Genomic DNA, 25,813 nt, shown 5'->3' with positions numbered 1-25,813 from the left:
TACTAGAATGTAGCAAAAATTTAGAAATGGACGTGAAATAGAAGCATGGCACAGTTGTATTATCGTTATGGGACCATGAACTCTGGTAAGACGATTGAGATTCTCAAGGTGGCCTATAACTATGAAGAGCAAGGAAAAGGTGTTGTCATCATTACCTCTGCTCTGGATACACGTGATGGTGTTGGTTATGTATCCAGTCGAATCGGCATGAAGCGACCAGCTCTTGCGATTGAAGATGATACAGATATCTATGGCTTAATCCGAGATTTGGAAGTCAAACCCTACTGTGTCTTAGTCGATGAGGCCCAGTTTCTCAAGCGTCACCATGTTTACGACCTAGCTCGTGTTGTCGATGAATTAGACATCCCTGTCATGGCATTCGGTTTGAAGAATGACTTTCGCAATGAACTGTTTGAAGGTTCAAAACACCTCTTGCTTTTAGCAGACAAGATTGACGAGATTAAGACCATTTGCCAGTATTGTAAGAAAAAGGCTACCATGGTTCTACGAACTCTAGACGGGAAACCTACCTATGAAGGCGAACAAATCCAGATTGGTGGAAATGAAACCTATATCTCAGTCTGTCGTAAACATTATTTTGCCCCTGAAATCAATAAGGAGAATAAAGAAAAATGAACATCTATGATCAACTACAAGCTGTAGAAGACCGTTATGAAGAACTAGGAGAATTGCTGAGTGACCCAGATGTCGTCTCAGACACCAAGCGTTTCATGGAGCTTTCGAAAGAAGAAGCTTCTACTCGTGATACGGTAACAGCTTACCGTGAGTACAAACAAGTCCTTCAAAACATCGTCGATGCCGAAGAGATGATTAAAGAATCAGGCGGAGATGTGGACTTGGAAGAAATGGCCAAGCAAGAACTCAAAGACGCCAAGGCTGAAAAAGAAGAATATGAAGAAAAACTAAAAATCTTGCTCCTTCCAAAGGATCCAAACGATGACAAGAACATCATCCTTGAAATCCGTGGTGCTGCTGGTGGTGACGAAGCTTCTCTCTTTGCGGGAGACCTTCTAACAATGTATCAGAAATACGCTGAAGCCCAAGGTTGGCGCTTTGAAGTCATGGAAGCTTCTATGAACGGTGTCGGTGGATTCAAAGAAGTGGTTGCCATGGTATCAGGTCAGTCCGTTTACTCTAAACTTAAGTATGAGTCTGGTGCTCACCGTGTTCAACGTGTCCCTGTGACAGAAAGCCAAGGCCGTGTCCACACTTCGACAGCGACTGTCCTTGTCATGCCAGAAGTAGAAGAAGTAGAGTACGATATTGATCCCAAAGACCTTCGTGTTGACATCTACCACGCATCTGGTGCTGGTGGTCAGAACGTCAACAAGGTTGCGACTGCCGTTCGTATTGTTCACTTGCCGACCAATATCAAGGTTGAGATGCAGGAAGAACGTACCCAGCAGAAGAACCGTGAGAAGGCTATGAAAATCATCCGTGCGCGTGTTGCTGACCACTTTGCACAAATTGCCCAGGATGAACAAGACGCTGAACGTAAGTCTACTATCGGTACTGGTGACCGTTCAGAACGGATCCGTACTTACAATTTCCCACAAAACCGTGTTACAGACCACCGTATTGGCTTGACCCTTCAAAAACTAGATACCATCTTGTCTGGTAAATTGGATGAAGTTGTAGACGCTTTGGTCCTTTACGATCAAACACAGAAATTAGAAGAATTAAACAAATAATGAAACTAGCTCAATTATTTTCAGATTTTGAAGAAGAGTTGATAAGACAAGGAGAGGAAGCTGAAAGCCTCTCTTTTGTCTATCGTAGCCTGAAAAAAATCTCTTTTACAGATTTCGTCTTTGCCCTCCAGCAAGAAGTAACAGAGGAAGAAAAACAATTTGTAGAAGAAGTTTACCAGCAGTTAGCGACCCATAAACCAGCTCAGTATATCATCGGACAGGCAGATTTCTTTGGAATGCAGTTAAAAGTGGATGAGCGGGTTTTGATTCCTCGTCCAGAAACAGAAGAGTTGGTGGAACTCATCCTAACAGAAAATCCTGAGGAAAATCTTAATGTCCTAGATATTGGGACTGGAAGTGGCGCCATAGCTCTTGCATTAGCTAAAAACAGACCAGATTGGTCAGTGACAGCAGCAGATATTTCACAAGATGCACTAGACTTAGCAATGGATAATGCTAGAAATCAAAATCTTAATATATTTTTTAAAAAATCTGATTGTTTTGCAGAAATTTCTGAAAAATATGATATAATTGTATCCAATCCACCCTATATCGCTCGCGAGGATGAGTCAGAAGTTGGCTTGAATGTTTTACATTCGGAGCCTCATCTAGCTCTCTTTGCAGATGAGGATGGCCTAGCTATTTACCGCAGAATTGCGGAAGATGCAAAAGACTATCTCACAGATGGTGGTAAGATTTACCTTGAAATTGGATACAAGCAAGGTCAAAGTGTTCCTGCGCTTTTTAGGAAACATCTTCCTGAAAAACGGGTACGAACACTCAAGGACCAATTTGGTCAAGATAGGATGGTTGTAGTTGATGATGGACAGGATTAGACAAGAGTTGGAAAAGGGCGGAGCTGTTGTTCTGCCTACAGAGACAGTTTATGGCCTCTTTGCTAAGGCCTTAGATGAAAAAGCTGTCGACCATGTTTATCAACTCAAACATCGTCCTAGAGACAAGGCGCTCAATCTTAATGTTGCTTCTCTAGAGGACATCTTGCACTTTTCAAAGAAACAGCCAACTTATCTACAAAAGCTTGTAGAGACCTTTTTACCAGGTCCCTTGACCATTATCCTCGAAGCTAATGACAGAGTTCCCTATTGGGTAAATTCTGGTCTTACAACTGTTGGATTTCGGATGCCGAGTCACCCCATTACACTTGATTTGATTCGAGAGACAGGTCCTTTGATTGGGCCGTCTGCCAATATTTCGGGTCAGGCAAGTGGAGTGACCTTTGCTCAAATTCTAGAGGATTTTGACCAAGAGGTTCTGGGTTTGGAGGACGACGCTTTTCTAACTGGACAGGATTCGACGATTTTGGATTTGTCTGGATACAAGGTGAAAATCTTGCGCCAAGGCGCAATTAAACGAGAAGATATTCTTGCTCGGTTGCCAGAGATTTCTTTTGAGGAGGAATGAGATGCTAAGAGATTTGCAAGCAACAGATGTGAATGCTATATGTGAGATTAACCAAGAGGCTTTGGGCTATTCTTTTAGTCCAGAGGCTACAGCTAGTCAACTAGCTAGACTGTCTCAGGATTCCCATCATTTCCTACTTGGTTATGAGGATGAAGCTAGTCATATCTTGCTTGGATATGTCCATGCCGAGGTTTACGAATCCCTCTATTCCAAAGCAGGATTTAATATCTTAGGCTTAGCGGTTTCGCCTCAAGCACAAGGACGAGGTATCGGTAAAAGCTTACTGCAAGGGTTGGAGGAAGAAGCAAAAAGACGGGGTTATGGGTTTATCCGCTTAAACTCTGCTGATCATCGTCTGGGAGCTCATGCATTTTATGAAAAAGTTGGTTATACTTGTGATAAAGTGCAGAAACGGTTTATTCGCATCTTTTAGTTTATTTTCTTTCTTGTAAAAACAAACTAAAGGACCAGTTACACTATAAAGGAGAAGACCTATGATTTTTGACAAAGATGATTTTAAAGCCTACGATGCTGATCTCTGGAATGCTATTGCCAAAGAAGAAGAACGCCAACAAAACAACATTGAGTTGATTGCTTCCGAAAACGTAGTTTCTAAGGCCGTTATGGCAGCTCAAGGGTCTATCTTGACGAATAAATACGCTGAAGGTTACCCAGGACGCCGTTATTACGGTGGTACAGATGTGGTTGACGTTGTAGAAACTTTAGCTATTGAACGCGCGAAAGAAATTTTTGGTGCAAAATTTGCCAATGTCCAACCTCACTCAGGAAGCCAAGCCAACTGTGCTGCTTACATGGCCTTGATTGAGCCAGGTGATACGGTTATGGGAATGGATTTGGCTGCAGGTGGACACTTGACCCACGGCGCTCCAGTTAGCTTCTCTGGTCAAACCTACAACTTTGTTTCTTACAGTGTGGATCCTGAAACAGAACTCTTGGACTTTGATGCCATCTTGAAACAAGCCCAAGAAGTGAAGCCAAAACTAATCGTAGCAGGTGCTTCAGCCTATTCTCAAATTATCGACTTCTCAAAATTCCGTGAAATCGCAGACGCTGTCGGGGCTAAGCTCATGGTAGATATGGCTCATATCGCTGGTTTGGTTGCTGCTGGTCTACATCCAAGTCCAGTTCCATACGCTCATATCACAACGACAACGACCCACAAAACCCTTCGTGGACCTCGTGGTGGTTTGATTTTGACCAATGATGAGGACCTAGCTAAGAAAATCAACTCAGCTATTTTCCCTGGTATCCAAGGTGGACCTTTGGAGCATGTTATCGCTGCTAAGGCGGTGTCATTCAAAGAAGTTTTAGATCCGGCCTTCAAGGAATATGCTGCTAATGTCATCAAAAACAGCAAGGCTATGGCAGCTGTCTTCTTGCAAGACCCTGACTTCCGTATCATTTCTGGCGGGACTGAAAACCACCTCTTCTTAGTCGATGTTACTAAGGTTGTTGAAAACGGAAAAGTGGCTCAAAACTTGCTGGATGAGGTTAATATTACCCTAAATAAAAACTCAATCCCTTACGAAACTTTGTCACCATTCAAGACAAGTGGGATTCGTATCGGAGCAGCAGCCATCACTGCACGTGGATTTGGTGAAGAAGAATGCCGTAAAGTGGCTGAACTCATCATTAAAACTCTTAAGAATGCAGAAAATGAAGCTGTATTAGAAGAAGTGAGAAGTGAAGTCAAAGCGTTGACAGATGCCTTCCCATTATACGAGGACTAATACTTTTATGGACATTTATATTAAGAAAGCTATTATCCATCAGTTCAGCCCAGATAATACGGAGTTGTTCCTAGCGGATAAGTTTCTCAATATTACTCCAAAAATCGAGGAATACTTGCGCAAAAAAATTGAACGCGTGTATTCGGATGAAGCTAAGACTGGGATTTTCGAGGAAGAAAATCCCTTCTTCAATCACATCACAGATGATTTGTTGGAGACATCAGTAACACTGGCTAATCTCTGGAAAGAGGAATTCAGTATTTCAGAAAATCTCAAGACCAATGACTTGATTTTTGTTCAGTTTTCTAAAGAAGGCGTGGAACATTTCGCTTTCTTGCGAATTGCTCTACGGGAAACCTTGACCCACCTTGGAGGAGAAGTTGATAATCCAATCAAGCTGACTCAGAATAACCTGCCGGGATTTGGAACGGGGGCTGATGAGGCCTTGGTCGTCAATCTTCAAAGTCGCAAGTACCACCTGATAGAAAAACGCATCAAGTACAATGGGACTTTTTTGAACTATTTTTCAGAAAATCTCCTAGCTGTCGCCCCTAAGATCTCTCCCAAGAAATCCATCAAGGAACTGGAGAAAACAGCCCAGAGAATTGCGGAGTCCTTTAACACGGATGATTTTCAGTTTCAATCCAAGGTCAAATCAGCTATTTTCAACAATCTTGAAGAAAGCAATGAATTGTCGCCTGAAAAATTGGCTAACGACCTTTTTGATAACAACCTGACAGCTCGTCTAAGTTTTATCGACCAAGTCAAGGAAGCTGTACCAGAACCAGTCCAGTTTGATGAAATTGATGCCAGTCGTCAGCTCAAGAAATTTGAAAACCAAAAACTTTCCTTGTCAAACGGAATCGAACTCATCGTTCCAAATAATGTCTACCAGGACGCGGAGTCTGTTGAATTTATCCAAAATGACAATGGAACCTATTCTATCTTAATCAAAAATATCGAGGACATTCAAAGTAAATAATGTTTAAATTTATAAGAAGAATGCTAGTGCTAGCAGTCCTTCTTTTTGCTGGATACAAAGCCTATCACATTCGTCAGGATGTAAAGCAAGTCATGACCTACCAACCTATGGTTCGAGAAATCTTGAGCGAAAGAGATACTCCAGCAAATGAAGAGTTGGTGCTCGCTATGATTTATACCGAAACGAAAGGAAAAGAGCGGGACGTCATGCAGTCTAGTGAGTCCGCTAGTGGTACAACCAATACCATTAATGATGATGCCGCTAGTATTCGACAAGGAATTCAAACTCTAACAGATAATCTTTATCTTGCACAGAGCAAAGGAGTAGATGTCTGGACTGCCGTTCAAGCCTATAATTTCGGGCCTGCCTATATCGACTTTATCGCTCAGAATGGCAAGGAAAATACTCTGGCACTAGCCAAGCGTTACTCCCGAGAAACGGTCGCTCCTATCCTTGGAAATACCACTGGGAAGACCTACACCTACATCAACCCAATTTCTATCTTTCATGGTGCAGAACTCTATGAAAATGGTGGAAATTATTACTACTCGAGACAGGTACGCTTTAACCTGTATATCATGAAATTCTTTAATTTCTTTTAAGCATCTGGTTTGACCAGATGTTTTTCGCTATAAGCTTTCTTTAAGATTGTTTTATTACCCTAGAAAGGTAAAGGAGGGAATACCCTATGAGAAAGAAATTCTTTCTAACAAGCGCTGCAGTATTGTGGGCAGCAACAGCTATGACGAGTGTCCACGCAGCAACAGATGTTCAAAAAGTAATCGATGAAACCTATGTACAACCTGAATATGTTCTTGGCTCTTCCCTAACTGAAGACCAGAAAAATCAAACTCTTAGCAAACTTGGCTATGACGCATCAAAAGACACCAAAGATATCAAAACTATGACACCTGATATCTATTCGAAAATCATGAATGTGGCTAATGATGCTAGTCTACAGCTCTATTCGTCAGCCAAGATTCAAAAGCTAGGTGATAAGTCGCCTCTAGAGGTCAAGATTGAAACGCCTGAAAATATCACCAAGGTGACGCAGGATATGTACCGTAACGCAGCAGTGACGCTGGGAGTGGAGCATGCCAAAATCACAGTTGCAGCTCCTATTCCAGTTACAGGTGAGAGCGCCCTTGCTGGGATTTACTACTCGTTAGAGGCCAATGGTGCTAAAGTACCGCAAGCCAATAAAGATCTAGCTCAAGAGGAGCTAAAAGCCTTGTCCGATATCAATGCTGAAAATAAGGACAAGTCAGGTTACGATGCCAATAAACTCAATGTGGCTTTGGCAGATATCAAGGCAGGAATCGCAAAGGCAAAAGAAGCCAAAGGCAATCTGACAGAAGAAGATGTCCGCAAAATTGTAGAAGACACACTAAAAAACTACAAACTCGATCAGGTTATAACAGGAAACCAGGTCAATATCATCATCAATTTTGCATTAAACCTTTCAAAGAGTGACATTTTGAACAATGCTGATTTCACGAAAACCCTAAATGACCTCAAGGAAAGCATTGTCTCTCAAGCTGGAGATAGTTTTAAGAATATCAACCTCAACTTTGATGCCAATAAAGCGCTAGAAGAGGGGGGTAACTTCTTTAGCTCCATTTGGCAAGCTATTGTCAACTTCTTCAAGAGTTTTGGTGCTTAGGTCATTTCATGATATAATAGATGGTAACAGAAATGTTGCCGTCTTTTTTGTCGGCCGATAGAAAGTGAAAAATATGTTAAAGAAAAATGATATTGTTGAAGTTGAAATTGTTGATTTGACCCATGAAGGGGCAGGAGTTGCCAAGGTAGATGGTTTGGTTTTCTTTGTAGAAAATGCTCTACCAACTGAGAAAATCCTCATGCGAGTCCTTAAAGTCAATAAAAAGATTGGCTATGGGAAAGTTGAAGAATACCTTACACATTCACCGCATCGTAACCAAGACCTTGACCTAGCTTATCTACGTTCAGGAATCGCTGACTTGGGGCATCTTGCCTATCCAGAGCAGCTCAAGTTTAAAAGTAAGCAAGTCAAAGACAGTCTCTACAAGATTGCAGGAATTGCTGATGTAGAGGTTGCGGAAACGCTTGGTATGGACCATCCAGTCAAGTATCGAAATAAGGCACAGGTGCCCGTTCGTCGAGTGAATGGTGTCTTGGAAACTGGCTTTTTCCGTAAGAATTCGCACGACCTTATGCCCCTTGAAGATTTCTTTATCCAGGATCCTGTTATTGACCAAGTCGTAGTAGCTCTACGCGATTTGCTCCGTCGTTTTGATTTGAAACCTTATGATGAAAAGGAGCAGTCTGGCTTAATTCGGAATCTTGTGGTGCGTCGCGGGCACTATTCAGGACAAATCATGGTCATTTTAGTAACAACTCGTCCGAAAGTTTTCCGAGTGGAGCAATTGATTGAACAAGTCATCAAGCAGTTCCCAGAGATTGTGTCTGTCATGCAAAATATCAACGACCGAAATACCAATGCGATTTTTGGTAAGGAGTGGAAGACTCTTTATGGTCAAGGCTATATTACGGATCAGATGTTGGAAAATAACTACCAAATCGCTGGACCAGCTTTTTATCAAGTAAATACTGAAATGGCAGAGAAACTTTATCAAACAGCTATTGACTTTGCAGAGTTGAGAGAAGATGATGTGGTGATTGACGCCTACTCAGGAATTGGAACGATAGGTTTATCAGTCGCCAAGCATGTCAAAGAAGTCTACGGTGTTGAAGTGATTCCAGAAGCAGTAGAGAATAGCCAGAAGAATGCTGCATTAAACAATATTACAAATGCTCACTATGTCTGTGACACAGCAGAAAATGCCATGAAGAATTGGCTCAAAGACGGTATTCAACCAAGTGTTATATTAGTGGACCCACCGAGAAAAGGACTCACTGAAAGCTTTATCAAGGCAAGCGCTCAAACAGGAGCTAATCGTATTGCCTATATCTCTTGTAATGTCGCCACCATGGCGCGTGATATCAAACTCTACCAAGAATTAGGATATGACTTGAAGAAAGTCCAGCCGGTGGACTTGTTTCCGCAGACGCATCATGTTGAGTGTGTAGCTTTGCTGGTAAAAGCCTAGAAACCTTATAACGAAAGGGATAATCAAAAGCCTTGATTGCAAGGCTTTTTGTTATAAAGGGGATAAGTATCAGAGTGAGAATACAAGTTGTGTGTCTTAATATGCTAACCTGATAGGTTCTCAATCTATTTCCATAAACCCTAGGGGATACAGTGTTGTTTCCATTGACAAGGAGTTTGTGGGAATAGAAACGTAGCCACTCTGTTTTATGATAACTAACTCAATCTGAAATCGTTCTATGGAATTAAAGTCGGATCTGTCTTGGCTTTCTTTTGAAACTGTTACTATGAAAATTTTTATGATAAAATACGTTCATCCGTACAAACACATAAACTAATAAACATAAAGAAGAAGTATTTTATCTATTCAAAAGTTTTATAACATTAATCAGCAGATACTATTGCATGTTGAAAAAAGTTAATTGAATTAGTTGAATATAGTCCTTATCACATTTTATAGTCGAATGAATTAGCTTTCAGATAAAAGACTGTGACTGGGAAGTTTCAGTCTTTTTCGGGTTTTAATGGTATAATGAGATTATAAATTTGGATATTGTTTAAATTCTCTGGAGGACGCATAATGTTGAATTTAGTAAAAGGTCACCAAGTTAGCTTGGTAGAAAACCTGTTTGAATCATTTACAAAGTTAACTGAACATCATTTGACGGCGAATGTACACGCAGAAAAAATATTAGAGGTTTTTCAACACTTTATTGCGATTCATGACGAGCCATTGTTTTTTTTTTTGGAATTGCCTGTCAGTATTGATAGAGAAAAACTGATAGCAAAGAATATTATCAAGGAATCCCATAAGGATGTTTATTATATTGATGGTTGTTCAAGAGAGGAATGCCTAGCCCTGTTGATTAGATACGGTGATATGCTTGTTAATGATGGACTAAGTAAGTTTGGATTTGGTGGGCATAAAAGTCATAGTCACAATCTCATGCTCATTCCTTATTTTTAAGCCAATCTATGTTATAATGAAGAAAAGCTATTAGAGAAGGTGTATATGTCAAATCAAAATATTTATGGGGAGTATGCTCAATACCTCCCCAAAATTTTACAAGAAATAACAGACCCCATTATTGCGGCTAATATTGCTAGCAAAAAAGAAACAGGTTTTAAACTCTATGAACATTTCATTTCACGGATTAAGGAAAGCGACTCCATGCGTGTAAAGTGTCGTAGGAAGAATTTGCCTGAGACCAGCCAGTCTGCCCTTAAGGAAATTCGTGACAGCATTGGAATCCGTATTATTTGTGGTTTTGTCAATGATATTTACAAGATCATCGAAGTAATCAAGGCTATTCCTGGTGTCATGGTCTACAATGAGAAGGATTATATTTCAACTGCCAAGCCTAACGGCTATCGCTCTTATCACCTCATTTTACAAATGGAGACAAATTTTCCAGATGTCCTAGGCAATGATAAAGGGACCTATTTTGTTGAGGTTCAGCTTCGGACCATCGCTCAGGACTCGTGGGCCAGTTTGGAGCATCAGATGAAGTATAAACATGACATCAAGAATTCAGAAATGATTACCCGTGAGCTTAAGCGCTGTGCAGATGAATTAGCTTCATGTGACCTGACCATGCAGACCATCCGTAACTTAATTCAAGAAGGAAGTGACTAGAATGGCTCTGAAAATTTTATTGGCTGAGGACGAGGAAGCCTTATCTCGAGTTTACAAGGCGGCACTTGAGCATCAAGGTTTTGAAGTTGATCAGGCTTTTAATGGTCAAAAGGCAGTCGACCTAGCTGCACAGAATGCCTATCAAGTAATCATTATGGATATTATGATGCCTATCAAAACAGGTATTGAGGCCCTGAAAGAGATTCGCTCCTCTGGGAATACTACTCATGTCATTATGTTGACGGCCATGGCTGAAGTTGATGATCGTGTGACAGGACTTGATGCTGGGGCAGATGATTACCTGACCAAGCCGATTTCCCTAAAGGAACTTTTGGCTCGTCTGCGGTCGCTAGAGCGTCGTGTTAGTGAAACCTTTACTGCCAAAATTTTGACCCTTGGTTCTGTTCGCTTGGACCAAGAGGAGCAGGAGTTGGTAGCTGGCAACGCTATAAGACTTTCAAGTAGAGAGACCAAGTTAATGGCCCACTTCATGCTCAACCCTGCTAAGCAATTAACCACTGATCACCTTTTTAAAACTATCTGGGATGATGAGGAAGATGTGGACGAGTCAATTGTCTGGGTTTATATTTCCTATCTGCGCCAGAAATTGCAAGCTATTCAAGCTGATATCAGTATTCTTGGTGAAAAGGGTGGTGACTTCTGCCTTCTGCAAATTTAGAAAGGAGTAGTCCATGTTTAGACGTTTACGACTTCAGTTTATAACAATTGCTTCTTTGTCTATCCTCTTTATCTTGATCTTTACGGTAGGAATCATCAATGCTGTGAGTTCCTTTCAGACGGAGCAGGAAATTAGCAAGGTCCTCAACACACTCACGGAAAATAATGGAAGCTTTGGAAAAACCACAGAAATTGAGACCAATCAAGGACTTGAGATTCCTTCGGACAGTTTTCAATTTTTCAGCGTGACCTTGTCGGGTGATAAGGTTGTTAGCCAGGATACCAGTCATACGTCTCTAATAAACGACGAGGAAGCGGCTAGATATGCCCTGAAAGTTTGTCGCTTGACCAATAATCTTGGAACGATTAGAGAAAAAAATATCAATCTTAGCTATCAAGTTAGCAAGGTCAGTAAAGATAAGATTTTGGTAGTCTTTCTGGACACGACCTATTATTATAATTCTTCCCAATCCTTGTTCAATCTTTCTATTCTTTTATCACTGTTTGCCTTTATCTTTTTTGTCATCATTGTCAGTGCCTTATCAGGAATTGTCATTCGCCCCTTCATTCGAAATTATGAACAGCAACGGCGTTTTATCACTAATGCTGGTCATGAATTGAAAACACCTTTAGCCATTATTTCTGCTAATACGGAGCTACAGGAACTCATGACTGGAGAAAACGAATGGACCAAGTCTACTAACGACCAGGTGGCACGATTGACCACTCTAATCAATTCGCTTGTGGCTTTATCTCGGCTTGAGGAGCAGTCGGACATTGTTCTTCAAGATGTGGATTTTTCCTATATTACAGAGGATGCAGCCGAGGACTTTAAGGGACCTGTCGTCCGAGATGGCAAATCCTTCGTTATGGATATTACCCCAGATATCCATGTGAAAGCCGAGGAAAAGTCTCTCTTTGAACTTGTAACTCTCCTTGTGGATAATGCTAACAAGTATTGTGACTCTGAAGGAACGGTTACGGTAAGACTCCGTCAAGTCGGAAGAACACGTAAACGGGCTCGCTTAGAAGTGTCAAATACCTATAAAGATGGTAAGACAGTCGATTATAGTAAGTTTTTTGAGCGCTTTTATCGTATCGAAGAATCTCATAATAACAAGGAAATTAAAGGTTTTGGCATAGGCCTATCCATGGCTCAAAGCATGGTCAAATTATTTAAAGGGCGTCTCTTTGCCTCCTACAAAGATGACACCATCACTTTTACAGTCATTTTGTAAGGATATTTTAAAATTGGAACTAGTAATGGTACCGAAGGGGGCATTATTGATTGTGAATGGCCTTATATCCTGGTTTGGTTTTGTGTTTATGAGAATGTCACAAATTCCAGAGTACTACAAGATTTTATCCTTAATTAAAATTGAGGAGTTGTAAACATGTAAAAAAGTAACGAGGAGCCCCGTGTTAAAATCCAATAAGCTGATTATTTTTTTAATTTCCCTACCTTTTCTGATGCTTATTGTTTTCTATTCGCTTAATGGGCATCCTGGATATAGTGATGATAGTAATTTCATCAGAAATCATGTTGCTGCTATTAATAGTGAGATAATCGCATACTTAGCCAGGAAAAGCAATGCATAAAGTCCGTGACCTTATTGCCAAACACTGCTAGAAGAGAATATGAAAAGCAACGGCGTTTTATCACCAATGCCGGTCATGAATTGAAAACCCCGTTAGCTATTATTTCTGCTAATACGGAGCTACAGGAACTCATGACTGGAGAAAACGAATGGACCAAGTCTACTAACGACCAGGTGACACGTTTGACCAATCTAATTAAATCTCTTGTGGCTTTATCTCGTCTGGAGGAGCAGCCGGACATTGTTCTTCAAGATGTGGATTTTTCCTATATTACAGAGGATGCAGCCGAGGACTTTAAGGGACCTGTCGTCCGAGATGGCAAATCCTTCGTTATGGATATTACCCCAGATATCCATGTGAAAGCCGAGGAAAAGTCTCTCTTTGAACTTGTAACTCTCCTTGTGGATAATGCTAACAAGTATTGTGACTCTGAAGGAACGGTTACGGTAAGGCTTCGTCAAGTCGGAAGAACACGTAAACGGGCTCGCTTATTAGAAGTGGCAGGAGTTGCACGCGATATTGCCGATCCGTGGTATACAGGAGACTTTGATGCGACGTACCGCGATGTGACATTGGGATGCAATGCGCTCTTAGAACAATTAAAAAAGGAATTATAGTATGGATAAGATTAGAAAAGATTGGGCAGTGATGATTGCTCTGGCGGCTGTTTCGTTACTTGTCGTCTTGAATTTTAGCGCCATCCTCACATGGATTTCCGAATTTATTGGGATGATGTTCCCGCTTATTTTAGGGATGATTTTGGCATTTATTTTAAACGTGCCAATGAAGCGAATTGAACAAGTGTTGGAGAAGATAAACTTCCCGCAAAAGCTGCGTAGAAGTGTCGCAATCCTGAGCATTATTGTGATTCTGCTTCTGATTATTTCGCTGTTGATTTGGATTATTGCGCCGATGATTGCTAAAACCGTGTCGCAACTGGGCGATAGTGTAAATCACTTACTATTCGTGGTTGCGGATTTTGTACAACATTCAAAATTAATGCAATCCAGTGAAGTGAGTCAGATTACCGACTCACTAAGTCAAAGCAATATCGTATCGTCTGTCATTACATTCCTTGGCGGATTTACAACGAATATTTCAGGGCTCTTCTCAAATGTGTTCTCTGTAATTATGGGGATTTTCTTCATGATTAATATTCTCGCAAGTAAGGAAATGCTCGCACGTTTAACGCTTCGCATTCTTAATGTGGTCTTGCCAAAAGATAAAATCGAGCACATTACTTATGTTGGGGAAGTCATCGTGGATACGTATGACCGTTTCTTGATGAGTCAAATCATCGAGGCGGGAATCGTTGGGGTTATGATTTTTGCTGGATACTCTCTTGTAGGGTTGCCATATGCAGGACTTGTTGGGGTGCTGTCCGGAGTACTCTCATTCATTCCGTATATCGGGCCGTTTATGGCGTGCGGAATTGGAATGCTTTTCACCTTTACAGAAAGCCCAATTCAAGCACTCATTTCACTTGTCGTCTTTATGATCGTTCAAATAGTGGAAGGAAATGTCGTCTATCCGAAGGTTGTCGGCAGTTCCGTTGGTTTGCCAACGATTCTAACCCTTGCTGCTGCGTTAATCGGTGGAAATCTCTTTGGTTTAGTAGGAATGATTTTCTTCATACCAATTTTTGCCGTGATTTACCGTTTCGTGAAAGAATGGGTGGAGAAACATGAACAAGCTGCTTCAGTGGTAGCTGTAGGAGGTATTATTGATGAAGAAAATTAGCGACTTAGGAATTACGGGGAGAAAGCTCCTCTTTGAAGGGATTGCGTTCCTTGTTGTTGGGATGTTGCTCCTTATATTCGGACCAAGCGTCCCAGAATTGATGTTACGTCTGTTTTTAACATTCTTATGGATTTATGAACTATGGAATTTCTTATTCCGTTGGTTTAGTAAGGCGGCGGCTAAAGACCCGTTATGGCTGAATATTACTAAATTTTTCCTTTACGGATTTTTAGCAGGAAACCAATTCTTCCTATCATTGCCGATTTCGATTGTAAGCTTCTTGATGGGACTTAACCAGGTTATGAATGCTGGTATTAGCGGTGTGACCTACTATATTTATCGTAAAGACCGAATTCGTCCGCGATTTCGCTTGCTCTTTGATACGATTTGGCTTTCAGTTGTAGGGGTAGTTACTTTAATTGCGCTTGGGGGCGACGGCAACTTGCAAATGTTCTTCCTTTCGCTCTATTTCATCGGGCTTGGAATTAGCAATATTCGGGACGGCTGGTTCTTCGAGGCCGAAGTTGGAAAGAAAGTCCTTCGCAGACGCTTGCGTCGTGGGATGCCGCTCGTGTTTGCTGCACTGATTCCTCGAGCAACCTTACAAAAAATCAATGATGCCCTTGAACTAAATGAAGGCGAAACAGCTTCTGAAATTTACGACCGTGCCAAAGAAAATGCAGAACCAAACTTAGAGATGTTTATTCACGTCACAAAAGACGGGTTTGGAGCCATGGGGCATGTCGACCTATGTTATAAGGGACGCATTATTTCATTTGGGAACTACGATACGAATTCAGAGCGCCTCTTTGGATCGATGGGGGACGGGGTCCTTTTCAGTGCCGACCGTGAAAAATACATCGAATTTTGTAAACGCGAAAACCATAAGACCTTACTTGGCTATGGCCTCGCCTTGTCGGACGAACAACTTGCGGCCATCGATAAGGAAATCGCCAAACTGATGTCGCTGACAGTGCCTTGGGATCCACCGCAAATGGTAAAACCGAAGCACCCAGGAATTGACAAAGAAGAACCAATGTATGCCTACAAGCTAAAACAAGAAGCAGATGCACTCTTATATAAATTCACCTCTTCAAAATTCAAGACGTATTTTGTGATGAGTACCAACTGTGTACTGCTAGCCGATACGATTGTCGGAACAGCAGGAACGGATATTTTAAGCGCCCGTGGATTTATTTCCCCAGGGACGTACCAAAATTACTTAGATAAGGAGTTTGAGAGACCGCATAGTCTAGTTGTGACAAAGCGCGTCTATCAGTAAGAACATGGAACTTCAGCAATAAGAATTCTTTATGCGGGAAGCGTTGAAGGAAGCCCAGAAAGCCTATGACCAAGCGGAAGTGCCAATCGGGGCTATCGCGGTCTTGATAAGATAAGCAAAAGAAATGCTCAAATCAGATTTGATAAACATTATAACTAAAATAGACAAAGATGCTATAAATTAACGTTTTGTTTGACAGGTAAGTTCTTTTTTTATTAAAATAATTGTAAGTAAAAAAAGAGTGGGTATTTTCTAATAAATTTCAAAAATAAAACTTTGATTTGGCGGCATTTCTTTTCTGTCCTTCCCGCAGGCGCGGGAGTAACCCCCTTTTGTTGAGAATTTATACCTTTTTAAATGAAAATAATACAAGTAGGACACTTCTAAAAGTGATCTACTTTTTTTAAATATTTTCATTCTACAGTTTAATTTTAAACAACAACTCACTCATTTTTGTTATATAATATAGATGTTGACTAACTCCACATGTTGAGGCGGTATCACTGCTTGTACGAGCTGAGGCATCAGCGAAGTAGAAGTAGATGCTCCGCCCATGGGATAGTACTCGTAGAATGAGGAGGGAAACCGACGAAATGATACGGTAAGTCCGAACCGCTGAGTGCATGGTTCTGCTCTTCCGATCTGAGACAGTCGAAAAGTAGAAGGGGATGGTATTGGTATCAATCAATGAGTAACAAAGTAACAGCATGATTCGAAACATTTGCTTGTAATTTTCGGAGGAACATCAATATGGATGGAATTACAAAAGATTTTATAAAAACGGCTAAACTAATGAAACAATTATGGCCCCAATTGACCGATAAAGAAGCTATTGATGAAGTAAAAAGGTATGCGAATGGCAAAAATACTGCAATCTTTACTGAAGTTGAAGGTGACACAATTGTAGGTCTAGCACTATGTTCACTCAGATTTGATTATGTTGAAGGTTGTAAATATAGTCCTGTTGGATTCTTAGAAGGGATTATTGTCTACGAGGAATATCGTTTAAAGAATATTGCTAAAAATCTCTGTACAAAATGTGAGGAATGGGCGAAAAATAAAGGATGTAAGGAATTTGCAAGTGACTGTACTTTAACGAATACGGATTCTATAAGATTTCATCTCAATATTGGATTTCAGGAGGCAAATAGAATTATTCACTTTAAGAAGAAATTATAATTTAGAAACGTGAATAAACTTGTTTAAATTTTATGTCTCTTTAGAAAGTGTGTTAACTTGAAAGAACAAATTTTTTTGATGGGTGGGAATCCCCCAATAACGAAATATAGCATTGTTGATAAAATTGTATTATCAAGCAAGATTGAAAGAATTATTATTTTTACAGTTTTTCGAGATAATTGGCAACCCTATATGAAAAAGTACACGGAAGTTTTCCAAAGTCAATTTCCTAATCTAAACACTGATTACTTACTTTTGGACACTGAGCAGATTGATTTTGATAGCTATTTAGATGCTGATCTAATCATCATTGGTGGAGGAAATACGGAAAAATATATAGCTACTTATGTCAATCAGGAGTTCAAAAATTATATCGATCGTATGCTTAATAAAGGGGCAAAAGTTATAGGGTTTTCTGCAGGAGCCCTATTATTAGGAGAAAAAGTCTATGTCTCACCTAATGATAATTCAGATTATCAGATAAAGATAAAAAATGGATTAGGACTCTTTAGTCAGTTTTTAATTAGTGTCCATTATGATTCCTGGAATGATAAAGCTAATAAGGATAGAGCAGAAGAACTCGTCAGTGTTCCCATAATTCCACTAAATGATCATTCCTGTCTTGTATTGGATAGACTTGGAAACATTATTGAGAAAATTGACTAGTTTTAATCATGCGAATCTGAATCTACGAAACTAAAGTATTGACGAAATGAATAGTGAAAAGCCTTGATTGTAAGGCTTTTTTGTGTTTTTATGATAGAATATAGGTAGTTATAATCGATAGCAACTAAGAAGCAGTAAAAATATTATTCATAAAATAATCAAGATTAGGAAGAAAAAAATGACAGAAATTGATAAAAGGAATTTAAAAAATTATCTTTATTGTACATTTGGCATTACTTATATAGTTTGGGGGCTTCTTGCTATGTTTACTCAATCTCATATTTTGGGATTAGAAACGATTATAGGTAGAACATTACATATAGTAGGTGCACTTGGACCAGCTATTGCAAGTGGCTTTTATTTAAAAAGTAATAATATAAAATTTAAACATTTTTTATTTAATAAGATAGAAAATAGTAGTATTTATTTCATTTATCATATGTTAGCAATTTTGATACTATTTTCTGTATCTTCCTTAGAATTAAACGGAGTATCAATTTATCTGATGCCATTATTCTTTATACAACTAATTTTTTTTGGTGGTGGACATGAAGAATTCGGATGGAGAGGAATATTACAACCATTACTTGATAAAAAATATACTTATTGGCAATCTAATTTGATTGTAGGATCAATTTGGGGAATATGGCATCTGCCTTTATGGTTTATAGTTGGAGAAAGTCATCAAGGATTTCCTTTTATTTTATTTTTTATATATACATTATTTTTAAGTTTTGTTTTAGGGCTTCTTTACCGTCAAACGAAATCTGTGGGATACTGTGTATTATTTCATGCATTCGCAAATTTGTTAAATCTCTATTTTGTGTTAAAAATTAATCTTATTTTTATTATCATTTTTATTGGTTATTTGATTTATACTATATTGGCGAGTAATAGAATTAGTAAGGAAACAACATTTTAAAATTTAGATCAGGATATCCATTATTGAAAGTAACGTGTAGTCATTCTAGATAATCAATGTTAGAGACTTTTCTATTTGATGAGACATCACTGCTTGTACGAGCTGATTAAACATGGGTGTAGCTAGTGAAAGTTCTACAGTAAGGAGTTTAAACATGAAATTCCATGAATTTGGTGATAAGAATTTGCCTCCTATTTTACTGATACATGGTGGTGGAAGTTCTTGGTGGAATTATCTTCGTCAAGCACGAATCTTGTCAGAAGAATACCGTATTATTCTACCCACTTTGAATGGCCACGGCGAGGAATATCAACTTGATTATGTTTCTACTGAAGATTCTGCTTTGGAGATTCTAGACTATATCAAAGCAAACTGTGGTGGGAAATTATTTGCAATCGGTGGTGTTTCACTTGGTGGTCAAATTGCCATGGAGCTTTTGTCTTTAGACAGTGAAATTGCTGAGAAGGCCATCATAGATGGAAGCCTCTGCATTCCTCAACCAAGGTTAGCTAAAATCAGCATCTTTCTAGTGTCTCTATTTGGTAAATTGATGTTCAATAAATTCTCTTGCAAACTTCAGTTAAGCATGATGAACAAACTTTATCCTAAACTGGCTTATCCAGAGGAAATAAAAGCTTATTATTTGGAGGATTTGCCAAGGACGCCTATCAAAACATTGGTGACCATTTACAAAAACTATATGGGATGTTACAAGCTGAAAGATATGATTTCTGCTAGCAAGGCTCAGGTTCTGTATATTTATGGTGAAAAAGAATTGAACTGTGTGAAAGAATCAGCGAAATTATTTCATCAGCTACATTCAAATACATTTTTGTATGAAGCAAAGGGATATAACCACGGCTATTTATCAGCTTACCTGCCTCAAGAGTGGATTGATTTGGTAGTGCCATTTTTAAAGAGTGATTCATTAGAAATGTGTAACGAATCTGATATGCCATAAGGAGGAAACGTATGCTAGGAGCAATAGTTGGAGACATTGTAGGTCCAGTTTACGAATGGAACAATATCAAAACGAAAGACTTTCCATTATTTCGGAAGGATTGTTTTTTCACAGATGATACTGTCATGACCTGCGCTGTTGCTAGTAAAAACATTAAAACTTTGTAGCAAAAAATTATAAAAGCCTTAATTGTAAGGCTTTTTGTTATATTAAAAATTACAAATGAAAAGCAATCAATTTAAATGATAATATTGCTCATATAGATTGTTAAATATTGAACTTATATTACTGTTATGGTATAATATAAACAGATAAAACAGAGATGACAGTTGGATAGTTAGGAGGATATGGAGGGTGAATATACAGATTGATAATTCAAGTGATAATCCGATTTATTTACAGATAAAAAATCAAATAAAGGCTCAGATTATTTCGGGAGAATTAAAGGTTGGCGAGCAATTACCATCAATCAGATTCTTAGCTAAAGAACTTCGAGTGAGTATGATAACTGCTAAAAGAGCTTTTGATGAACTAGAACTTGATGGTTTCATTAATTCAGTTCAAGGTAAAGGTAATTTTGTTGCAACTCAAAATAAAGAGCTTATTCGAGAAGAATATTTGAAACGAATCGAATCAAAGATGCAAGATATTGTTGAGCTTTCAGCGATTGGAGGTGTCACCAATGATGAGTTGGTAGAGATGTTTAGTAGTTATATGGAGGGAAAATATGAGTAATTATGCTATTGAAATCAAAAATTTGGTTAAAAAGTTTGATGGCTTTACATTAGGACCGATAGATTTGTCTATTCCTAAGGGGGCTATCGTCGGATACATTGGTCAAAACGGAGCAGGAAAAAGTACATCTATAAAATTGTTGTTAGGATTACTTAAGAAAGATTTAGGAGAAATTAAAATTTTAGGTTATGATAATCCTAATAGCATTGAATTAAAAGATAAAATTGGAGTAGTGTTTGATGACTTACTAGTACCAGAAGAGATGACACTTATTGATTTGGAAAAATTTTGTTCAAGGGTATATTCAAAATGGGATAGAGATTTTTTCTATCAACTAAAAAAGAAATTTAATTTATCAGAAAAACAGGTTGTTAAAAGCTATTCTCGTGGAATGAGAATGAAATTATCGATGGCAGTAGCTTTATCTCATAATGCAGAAATTCTTATATTGGATGAAGCTACGAGTGGTTTGGATCCGATAGTAAGGGAAGAAATTTTAGATTTTCTTCTTGACTTTATGCAAGATGAAAATCATACAATTTTAATATCGTCACACATCCTATCAGATTTAGAGAAGGTAGCAGATTATATTGCTTTTATCAATGATGGTAAAGTTCTTTTTGTTGAACCAAAGGATGAACTCAAAGAAAACTATGGTATCTGCACTTTATCTAATGAAGAAGTTGAAAATCTTGACGAGGAAGCCATAATTGGAAGAAGAATACACTCATTTGGACAAGAGTTACTTGTTAAAAGAAATCTTGTTCCAGATGGAATCAGATTACAAAAACCGTCTATCGAAGATATTATGATATATTTTGTGAAAGGAGGTAAAAGATAATGACTGCATTGATATTAAAAGATATAGCTACTTTAAAGAAAACACTACTATTAACAATTACTCTCAGTATTGCACTCATTGTGTATGGGGTATATGAAAATGAAATTTTTATGATACCGCTTATTTGTACAATGATACCGTTAATTTTAACTGCAATCGCTTTTGGTTATGATACGAAATCGAAATTTGAACAATTTGCCTTTTCAATGCCTGTAAAAAAGAGTAGCTTTGTACTAAGTAAATTGTTTTTTGCATTTGTTTTTGGGTTAGTCGGTTCAGTATGTTTATTTGTTCAATTGGTAATAAAAAATGAGATGTTAATAGACAGCATCATATTTATCTCACTAATTACATTAGTTGCAAGTATTTTGATATCAGCTATTCAACTTCCTTTTATCCTAAAGTACGGTGCCGAAAAAGGTAGGCTTATCATGGTTATAACATACTTTACAGCATTTGCTCTATCTAGTCTTTTTAAAGCAAAATCAGATTTACTGACTAAAGTTGTGGAGTTTTTCTTAAAGAATTCGAGGGTAATAATTTTTCTTGGAATAGTCTTTGTTAGTATTGTTATCATAGGAATTGCTATAAAAATATCTATTTTAATTATGGAGAAAAAAGAATATTAGAGAAGTTGAGAGTGCATTGTAAAAACTTAAAAGGAGAAATCTTATGCTAGAAGCAATTGTGGGAGATATTGTGGGTTCAGTTTATGAATGGAACAATATTAAAACGAAGGATTTTCCCTTATTTAGGGACGATTGTTTTTTCACTGATGATACGCTAAGTCCGAACCGCTGAGTGCGTGAGTTTGTTAGTGAAACGTTGCTAATCCTCAAAATAAAGAAACCAAAATACCATTATTTAGAAATGAAAACCTAAACTGTTTTTAAGGAGGTGTTATATTGATAGAGAGTAGACCTGAGTTTGATAAAATCACATCCTTTGATGAATTTAATAAATACTATTGGTATCGGGATGAACTTTCACAGATATGCAAGTCATTAGGGCTTGAAAATAGAGGTACAAAACAAGAACTCAATCATATTATTGAGCAGTACTTTAAGGGCAATTTGATTAAAAAATCATCAGTAAAAAGAAATAAGAAACGAGTAGAAGTCGTTACCTTAGATACGCCCTTACTTGAATGTGGATTCTCCTTTAATGCACACTTTAGAGAATATTTCTCAACTTTAACAGGTGTTTCCCCCTTTAAATTTACTGCTGATATGGCCACTGCTTGGAGAAAAGTAAAAAGAGAACATGATTTAAGTTTTACCATTCAAGATATGTTAAAAGTTTATTATGGAAATTCAGATTATGCCAAGTATGATCATTCGGTTTGTCAATGGAATCAATTTCTAAAGGATTTCTGTGCAGACGAAAATAATCGTAATTACTCGGATAAACTAAAAGTAGCTTCTATTCTTTGGAAAGAAGTTAGAAATTCAAAGAACGAAAAAGTTTATTCCAAACAGCTTCTGAAAGAACATAGCGACAAAATAGAGGAGTATCGTAAATAAGCAACTCTTAGTTTAGTGGGTGGAGCGATAGCCTCTATTTTCTTTAAAAAGTTTATAGAGGAAAGATAGATTAAGCGTGAAGAAAGTTGGTGAGAAAAATGGATATTCTAATGAATGAAAAAAGTTTTGATGCTAAAGCGTTAGAAAAATGGAAAAGAAAACACGTAATTTCAGTTTATAAAAACTTGGGACTTTCTTATGATGGGGAAGCGTCAACGGAACAATTATGTGAAGCGTTAATCGAGAAAAAGGTGGAGCTAGGATATGATGCGATTGTCGCAAAAATTCAGAATCAACTGAAATTAGGCGACATCAGTCTAAAGATTGCGACTACACTATCTGGAAAAAGAAGAAAAAAGGCCATGACTAAAATTTATGCAGAAGGAATTGATGTAGAAACATTAGGCAAGGTGATTGATCACGTTACGTTTCTAAATACACCCGAAAATTTGAAAGTCAATTTGTCCGTTTGTCCAGAACACTACGCCTTAGTGCCCCGAGAAGAGGTACTAGAGGTTATTGAAAAAACAGGGAATGCTCCTTTCCCAATGCAATTCTTTATTCAGTTTAACGAAGAAGAGGGAATTCAAACGCCTCGGGATGAAGAGTATCCGTATCAAATCGTCGGAATTGCAAAACTAAAAGACGGGACCATTATTGGAGGAGTGAGACATCAATTCCGTAATGTAGAACAGGGAATTGAGGCGATCACTTGTGTCGAGTTTCCGGCGTTATGCCCTAATTCTATTGTAAAAGACCACCAAATTCACTTGGCGGTGGAGTGGTCAGAGTGGATTCAATGGGCCATTGACCATCAAGATTTATTGCAAAACAGTTAAAGTGGCTTGGGTTGGAATGAGACTACGAATCTATCCATTAGTTTGTAAGGAGGAATATCATGCTAGGAGCTATTATTGGAGATATTGTAGGTTCAGTTTACGAATGGAACAATATTAAAACAAAAGACTTTCCATTATTTCGTGAGGATTGTTTTTTCACGGATGATACGGTAAATCCGAACCGCTGTGTGTAAGCTTGTTAGTGAAACGGAATTAATCCTCTCACCTTTTCATTTTAAGGTAAGAAGGCTTCAAAGCTCCACTGGAGCTTTGAACTCCCCAAACCTTTTGTGTTCCGCGGACGCGCCACGTTGAGGCGGTAAGTCTATTAGTGAAGAGTAATTAATTTTCAGAAGGCTTCCTGCTTTTTTAATCCTACGGACGAAAAATACGGCAAAACCTTATTTTATACAGTAAATTTTCTAACGTTAGAAAAATAGATTTGATGCATTTAGATAAACAAATTATAAATAGGAGAATCGAATGTTTAATTTTTTTAAAAAGAAAGATCCTAAAAACCTCGAAATCAATTTTCATGACAATTCAATGGTAATGAACGGAACCAGCTTGTCTTTTCCTTTATCTTTGAAAGATATTGAGGCCGTGTTAGGAAAGCCTGATCAGGTTGTCAAAAAAGAAAGTAAATACATAAAGTACGTTTACGACAATGCTGGTATTGTATTTGAACATTCGTCTTCTATCCGGAATCATTTAAAGAAATGCAGGGTCTATATTGATGATGAGCATCTACTTTCTACAATCAGTTTCTACTATGGTGATGTTGTAAAACCTATGTTTGGAGAAGAAGAATTACCCAAGATGCCTTGTCAAGCCGTAGTATCCACTGATGGGAAGCCTCCCTATTTTCTTTATGATAGACACAGAACTGGGGATTTCAATTTTATTTTATGGACCCCTCATGGAACCAATTTTAATGGAAGACCAGATGTAATGAGATATCCACTCACCATTTCTTACTATCCAGAAATCAAGCATGAACGTCAAAAATCAAATCCAAAAGTTGTTCAAGAAAAATATCTTCATTTTGATAATCTGAATTTTAAACTAGCTATTATCCAAGTATTGATGTATGATTTAGATATTTTAAAGCCAGCTTTTGATATTTTTGATTTTTCAGAGGAATTTAGCGAGTTGGATATTGATACAGAAAGTACAGAACTTGTAGAGCCTGCCTTAGAATACTTTAAAAATCTTCAGATTTCACAGAAGTATGCAAGTCTTGTAAAAGAGATTGATATGGATGGCGGTAATGAAATTTTTATGAATCTGATTCCTCAGTGGGATGGTGAGGATAGTACTTTTGATTTGAATGAGGTTAGTTTGGTTGAATTAAAGCAGTTCCCAAATTTAAAACAAGCGACAATCATGTCAAGTAATTTTGAACAAGTTAAGGAAACTTTTGCTAAAGCTGGAGTCGACGTAGAACTAGTGTAAGTTTAACTAAACATTTATAAATTTTTGAAAAAATCTTACTGTTATGACTCGAAAAAAGGATTAAGTAAAATATGAAAAAGTTTAAATGGTGTTTATGGGTAACTGGGGTTCTTGTTATTCTTATGACAGCATCTTCATTGAATGCTTGTAGTTTGGGTGGTGAAACCATTCCCAAAAACAGAACAAGGGAACAGTACGAGTTTGAAAAAACGTTTGATCCTATGTTTAAATTTTTGGAACAAGAGCAGAAGGATTTTAATGGGCTGGAAGCTTATAAAAGCAGCGTCTATATAAAAAATGGTGACGAAGTCAAAAGATGTGAAATCGACCTAGACATTACCAAGGCAGATGGTAAGGGCGACTATAGAATACAAATCGGAGAAAATAAAAAAACGGTTCCCGTTAGTTATTCTAATGGCAAGTTGCATTACGATTCAGCGATAGATCCTTTATTTGATGAAGAAATTCTTAACTTAGTTGTCAAAAGAGATGTTTTTGACTCCTTGAATGTAAAAAGAACGTTAAGAACTGGAACAACAGAGCTTAGTGAAATTATCTACCAGCCAGAAACTCAGTCTGAACTCTTTCAGAAACTGAAAATCAAATATGATCTACCAGAGGAAACTACATGCCAAATCAGGGTAAATTACTCAGATAAAACAAATTATGGGATCACAATACAGTTAACATCGAAAGAGATGTCTGTCAAAATTGGTTTAACTATTATTAAAAAACGGGGCTAACGATTTAGGAATGTTATTGAAAAGAGTTTTTTAACTCTGAGAAGGATTTAAAGGTG

Annotated in this window: 29 protein-coding genes and 2 pseudogenes; all 31 read left to right on the top strand. The window is 38.1% G+C overall.

What is annotated here, in order from left to right:
- Positions 1 to 45 precede the first annotated feature (45 nt).
- A complete protein-coding gene (locus DG474_RS05260; RefSeq protein ID WP_255777590.1) occupies positions 46 to 636 on the top strand; it encodes a thymidine kinase in 591 nt (196 codons plus the stop codon).
- The gene (gene prfA, locus DG474_RS05255) at positions 633 to 1,712 is read left to right on the top strand and encodes a peptide chain release factor 1 (protein WP_255777589.1); all 1,080 of its coding nucleotides are present in this window, start codon (positions 633 to 635) and stop codon (positions 1,710 to 1,712) included. The genes DG474_RS05260 and prfA overlap by 4 nt, the downstream gene beginning before the upstream one ends.
- The gene (prmC, locus tag DG474_RS05250) at positions 1,712 to 2,548 is read left to right on the top strand and encodes a peptide chain release factor N(5)-glutamine methyltransferase (RefSeq protein WP_255777588.1); all 837 of its coding nucleotides are present in this window, start codon (positions 1,712 to 1,714) and stop codon (positions 2,546 to 2,548) included. The genes prfA and prmC overlap by 1 nt, the downstream gene beginning before the upstream one ends.
- Positions 2,532 to 3,134: an L-threonylcarbamoyladenylate synthase gene (locus DG474_RS05245; RefSeq protein ID WP_255777587.1), complete on the top strand. Its 603-nt coding sequence runs from the start codon at positions 2,532 to 2,534 to the stop codon at positions 3,132 to 3,134. Before prmC ends, DG474_RS05245 begins: the two co-directional genes overlap by 17 nt.
- 1 nt (position 3,135) lies before the next feature.
- Positions 3,136 to 3,567 (top strand): GNAT family N-acetyltransferase, encoded by a 432-nt coding sequence (locus DG474_RS05240; protein ID WP_255777586.1) that lies wholly within the window; start codon positions 3,136 to 3,138, stop codon positions 3,565 to 3,567.
- 61 nt (positions 3,568 to 3,628) lie between these two features.
- Positions 3,629 to 4,885: a serine hydroxymethyltransferase gene (glyA, locus tag DG474_RS05235; RefSeq protein WP_255777585.1), complete on the top strand. Its 1,257-nt coding sequence runs from the start codon at positions 3,629 to 3,631 to the stop codon at positions 4,883 to 4,885.
- Between the two features lie 7 nt (positions 4,886 to 4,892).
- Entirely contained in the window at positions 4,893 to 5,867 is a 975-nt protein-coding gene (locus tag DG474_RS05230; RefSeq protein WP_255777584.1) for a nucleoid-associated protein, read from the top strand.
- Positions 5,867 to 6,469: a lysozyme family protein gene (locus DG474_RS05225; RefSeq protein ID WP_255777583.1), complete on the top strand. Its 603-nt coding sequence runs from the start codon at positions 5,867 to 5,869 to the stop codon at positions 6,467 to 6,469. Before DG474_RS05230 ends, DG474_RS05225 begins: the two co-directional genes overlap by 1 nt.
- Before the next feature lie 86 nt (positions 6,470 to 6,555).
- Positions 6,556 to 7,530 (top strand): DUF1002 domain-containing protein, encoded by a 975-nt coding sequence (locus DG474_RS05220; protein ID WP_255777582.1) that lies wholly within the window; start codon positions 6,556 to 6,558, stop codon positions 7,528 to 7,530.
- A gap of 73 nt (positions 7,531 to 7,603) precedes the next feature.
- The gene (rlmD, locus tag DG474_RS05215) at positions 7,604 to 8,959 is read left to right on the top strand and encodes a 23S rRNA (uracil(1939)-C(5))-methyltransferase RlmD (protein ID WP_255777581.1); all 1,356 of its coding nucleotides are present in this window, start codon (positions 7,604 to 7,606) and stop codon (positions 8,957 to 8,959) included.
- A gap of 579 nt (positions 8,960 to 9,538) precedes the next feature.
- Complete coding sequence (locus DG474_RS05210) at positions 9,539 to 9,925, top strand: hypothetical protein (protein WP_255777580.1); 387 nt, start codon at positions 9,539 to 9,541, stop codon at positions 9,923 to 9,925.
- Positions 9,926 to 9,970: 45 nt separating this feature from the next.
- Entirely contained in the window at positions 9,971 to 10,594 is a 624-nt protein-coding gene (locus DG474_RS05205) for a GTP pyrophosphokinase (protein ID WP_139724020.1), read from the top strand.
- Between the two features lies 1 nt (position 10,595).
- Positions 10,596 to 11,273: a response regulator transcription factor gene (locus DG474_RS05200; protein WP_255777579.1), complete on the top strand. Its 678-nt coding sequence runs from the start codon at positions 10,596 to 10,598 to the stop codon at positions 11,271 to 11,273.
- A 13-nt stretch (positions 11,274 to 11,286) separates the two neighbouring features.
- Complete coding sequence (locus DG474_RS05195) at positions 11,287 to 12,510, top strand: sensor histidine kinase (RefSeq protein ID WP_255777578.1); 1,224 nt, start codon at positions 11,287 to 11,289, stop codon at positions 12,508 to 12,510.
- Between the two features lie 393 nt (positions 12,511 to 12,903).
- A pseudogene (locus tag DG474_RS05190) lies at positions 12,904 to 13,372 on the top strand (sensor histidine kinase); the annotation flags it as partial.
- A 117-nt stretch (positions 13,373 to 13,489) separates the two neighbouring features.
- Positions 13,490 to 14,611, top strand: coding sequence for an AI-2E family transporter (locus DG474_RS05185; RefSeq protein ID WP_204703542.1), 1,122 nt, complete (start codon positions 13,490 to 13,492; stop codon positions 14,609 to 14,611).
- A gap of 256 nt (positions 14,612 to 14,867) precedes the next feature.
- Positions 14,868 to 15,893, top strand: a complete 1,026-nt coding sequence (locus tag DG474_RS05180) for a hypothetical protein (RefSeq protein WP_255777577.1) — start codon at positions 14,868 to 14,870, stop codon at positions 15,891 to 15,893.
- Between the two features lie 750 nt (positions 15,894 to 16,643).
- Entirely contained in the window at positions 16,644 to 17,072 is a 429-nt protein-coding gene (aac(6'), locus tag DG474_RS05175; protein WP_255777576.1) for an aminoglycoside 6'-N-acetyltransferase, read from the top strand.
- Positions 17,073 to 17,129: 57 nt separating this feature from the next.
- Complete coding sequence (locus tag DG474_RS05170; RefSeq protein ID WP_255777575.1) at positions 17,130 to 17,738, top strand: Type 1 glutamine amidotransferase-like domain-containing protein; 609 nt, start codon at positions 17,130 to 17,132, stop codon at positions 17,736 to 17,738.
- 178 nt (positions 17,739 to 17,916) lie between these two features.
- Entirely contained in the window at positions 17,917 to 18,660 is a 744-nt protein-coding gene (locus DG474_RS05165) for a CPBP family intramembrane glutamic endopeptidase (protein ID WP_247936165.1), read from the top strand.
- A gap of 154 nt (positions 18,661 to 18,814) precedes the next feature.
- The gene (locus tag DG474_RS05160; RefSeq protein ID WP_255777574.1) at positions 18,815 to 19,621 is read left to right on the top strand and encodes an alpha/beta hydrolase; all 807 of its coding nucleotides are present in this window, start codon (positions 18,815 to 18,817) and stop codon (positions 19,619 to 19,621) included.
- A gap of 11 nt (positions 19,622 to 19,632) precedes the next feature.
- Positions 19,633 to 19,764, top strand: a pseudogene (locus DG474_RS05155) (ADP-ribosylglycohydrolase); the annotation flags it as partial.
- 211 nt (positions 19,765 to 19,975) lie between these two features.
- The gene (locus DG474_RS05150) at positions 19,976 to 20,356 is read left to right on the top strand and encodes a GntR family transcriptional regulator (RefSeq protein WP_001025469.1); all 381 of its coding nucleotides are present in this window, start codon (positions 19,976 to 19,978) and stop codon (positions 20,354 to 20,356) included.
- The gene (locus DG474_RS05145) at positions 20,349 to 21,197 is read left to right on the top strand and encodes an ABC transporter ATP-binding protein (protein WP_045617090.1); all 849 of its coding nucleotides are present in this window, start codon (positions 20,349 to 20,351) and stop codon (positions 21,195 to 21,197) included. Before DG474_RS05150 ends, DG474_RS05145 begins: the two co-directional genes overlap by 8 nt.
- Positions 21,197 to 21,826, top strand: a complete 630-nt coding sequence (locus tag DG474_RS05140) for an ABC-2 transporter permease (RefSeq protein WP_000125752.1) — start codon at positions 21,197 to 21,199, stop codon at positions 21,824 to 21,826. Before DG474_RS05145 ends, DG474_RS05140 begins: the two co-directional genes overlap by 1 nt.
- Positions 21,827 to 21,869: 43 nt before the next feature.
- Positions 21,870 to 21,998: an ADP-ribosylglycohydrolase gene (locus DG474_RS05135; protein ID WP_255777573.1), complete on the top strand. Its 129-nt coding sequence runs from the start codon at positions 21,870 to 21,872 to the stop codon at positions 21,996 to 21,998.
- 104 nt (positions 21,999 to 22,102) lie between these two features.
- Positions 22,103 to 22,720 (top strand): SAP domain-containing protein, encoded by a 618-nt coding sequence (locus DG474_RS05130; protein WP_255777572.1) that lies wholly within the window; start codon positions 22,103 to 22,105, stop codon positions 22,718 to 22,720.
- Between the two features lie 98 nt (positions 22,721 to 22,818).
- Positions 22,819 to 23,559 carry a hypothetical protein gene (locus DG474_RS05125; protein WP_042902290.1) on the top strand — a complete coding sequence of 247 codons (741 nt, stop codon included), beginning with the start codon at positions 22,819 to 22,821 and terminating at the stop codon, positions 23,557 to 23,559.
- Between the two features lie 59 nt (positions 23,560 to 23,618).
- Positions 23,619 to 23,753 carry an ADP-ribosylglycohydrolase gene (locus DG474_RS05120; RefSeq protein ID WP_080702748.1) on the top strand — a complete coding sequence of 45 codons (135 nt, stop codon included), beginning with the start codon at positions 23,619 to 23,621 and terminating at the stop codon, positions 23,751 to 23,753.
- Positions 23,754 to 24,042: 289 nt separating this feature from the next.
- Positions 24,043 to 25,014, top strand: a complete 972-nt coding sequence (locus DG474_RS05115) for a DUF6892 domain-containing protein (RefSeq protein ID WP_000481649.1) — start codon at positions 24,043 to 24,045, stop codon at positions 25,012 to 25,014.
- A 71-nt stretch (positions 25,015 to 25,085) separates the two neighbouring features.
- The gene (locus DG474_RS05110) at positions 25,086 to 25,757 is read left to right on the top strand and encodes a hypothetical protein (protein WP_000713811.1); all 672 of its coding nucleotides are present in this window, start codon (positions 25,086 to 25,088) and stop codon (positions 25,755 to 25,757) included.
- Positions 25,758 to 25,813: the final 56 nt, after the last annotated feature.

Origin of the sequence: Streptococcus oralis (assembly GCF_024399415.1) — a bacterium.
In the GTDB taxonomy this organism is placed as follows: domain Bacteria; phylum Bacillota; class Bacilli; order Lactobacillales; family Streptococcaceae; genus Streptococcus; species Streptococcus oralis_CS.
This window is presented reverse-complemented; position numbering and strand designations above follow the sequence as displayed.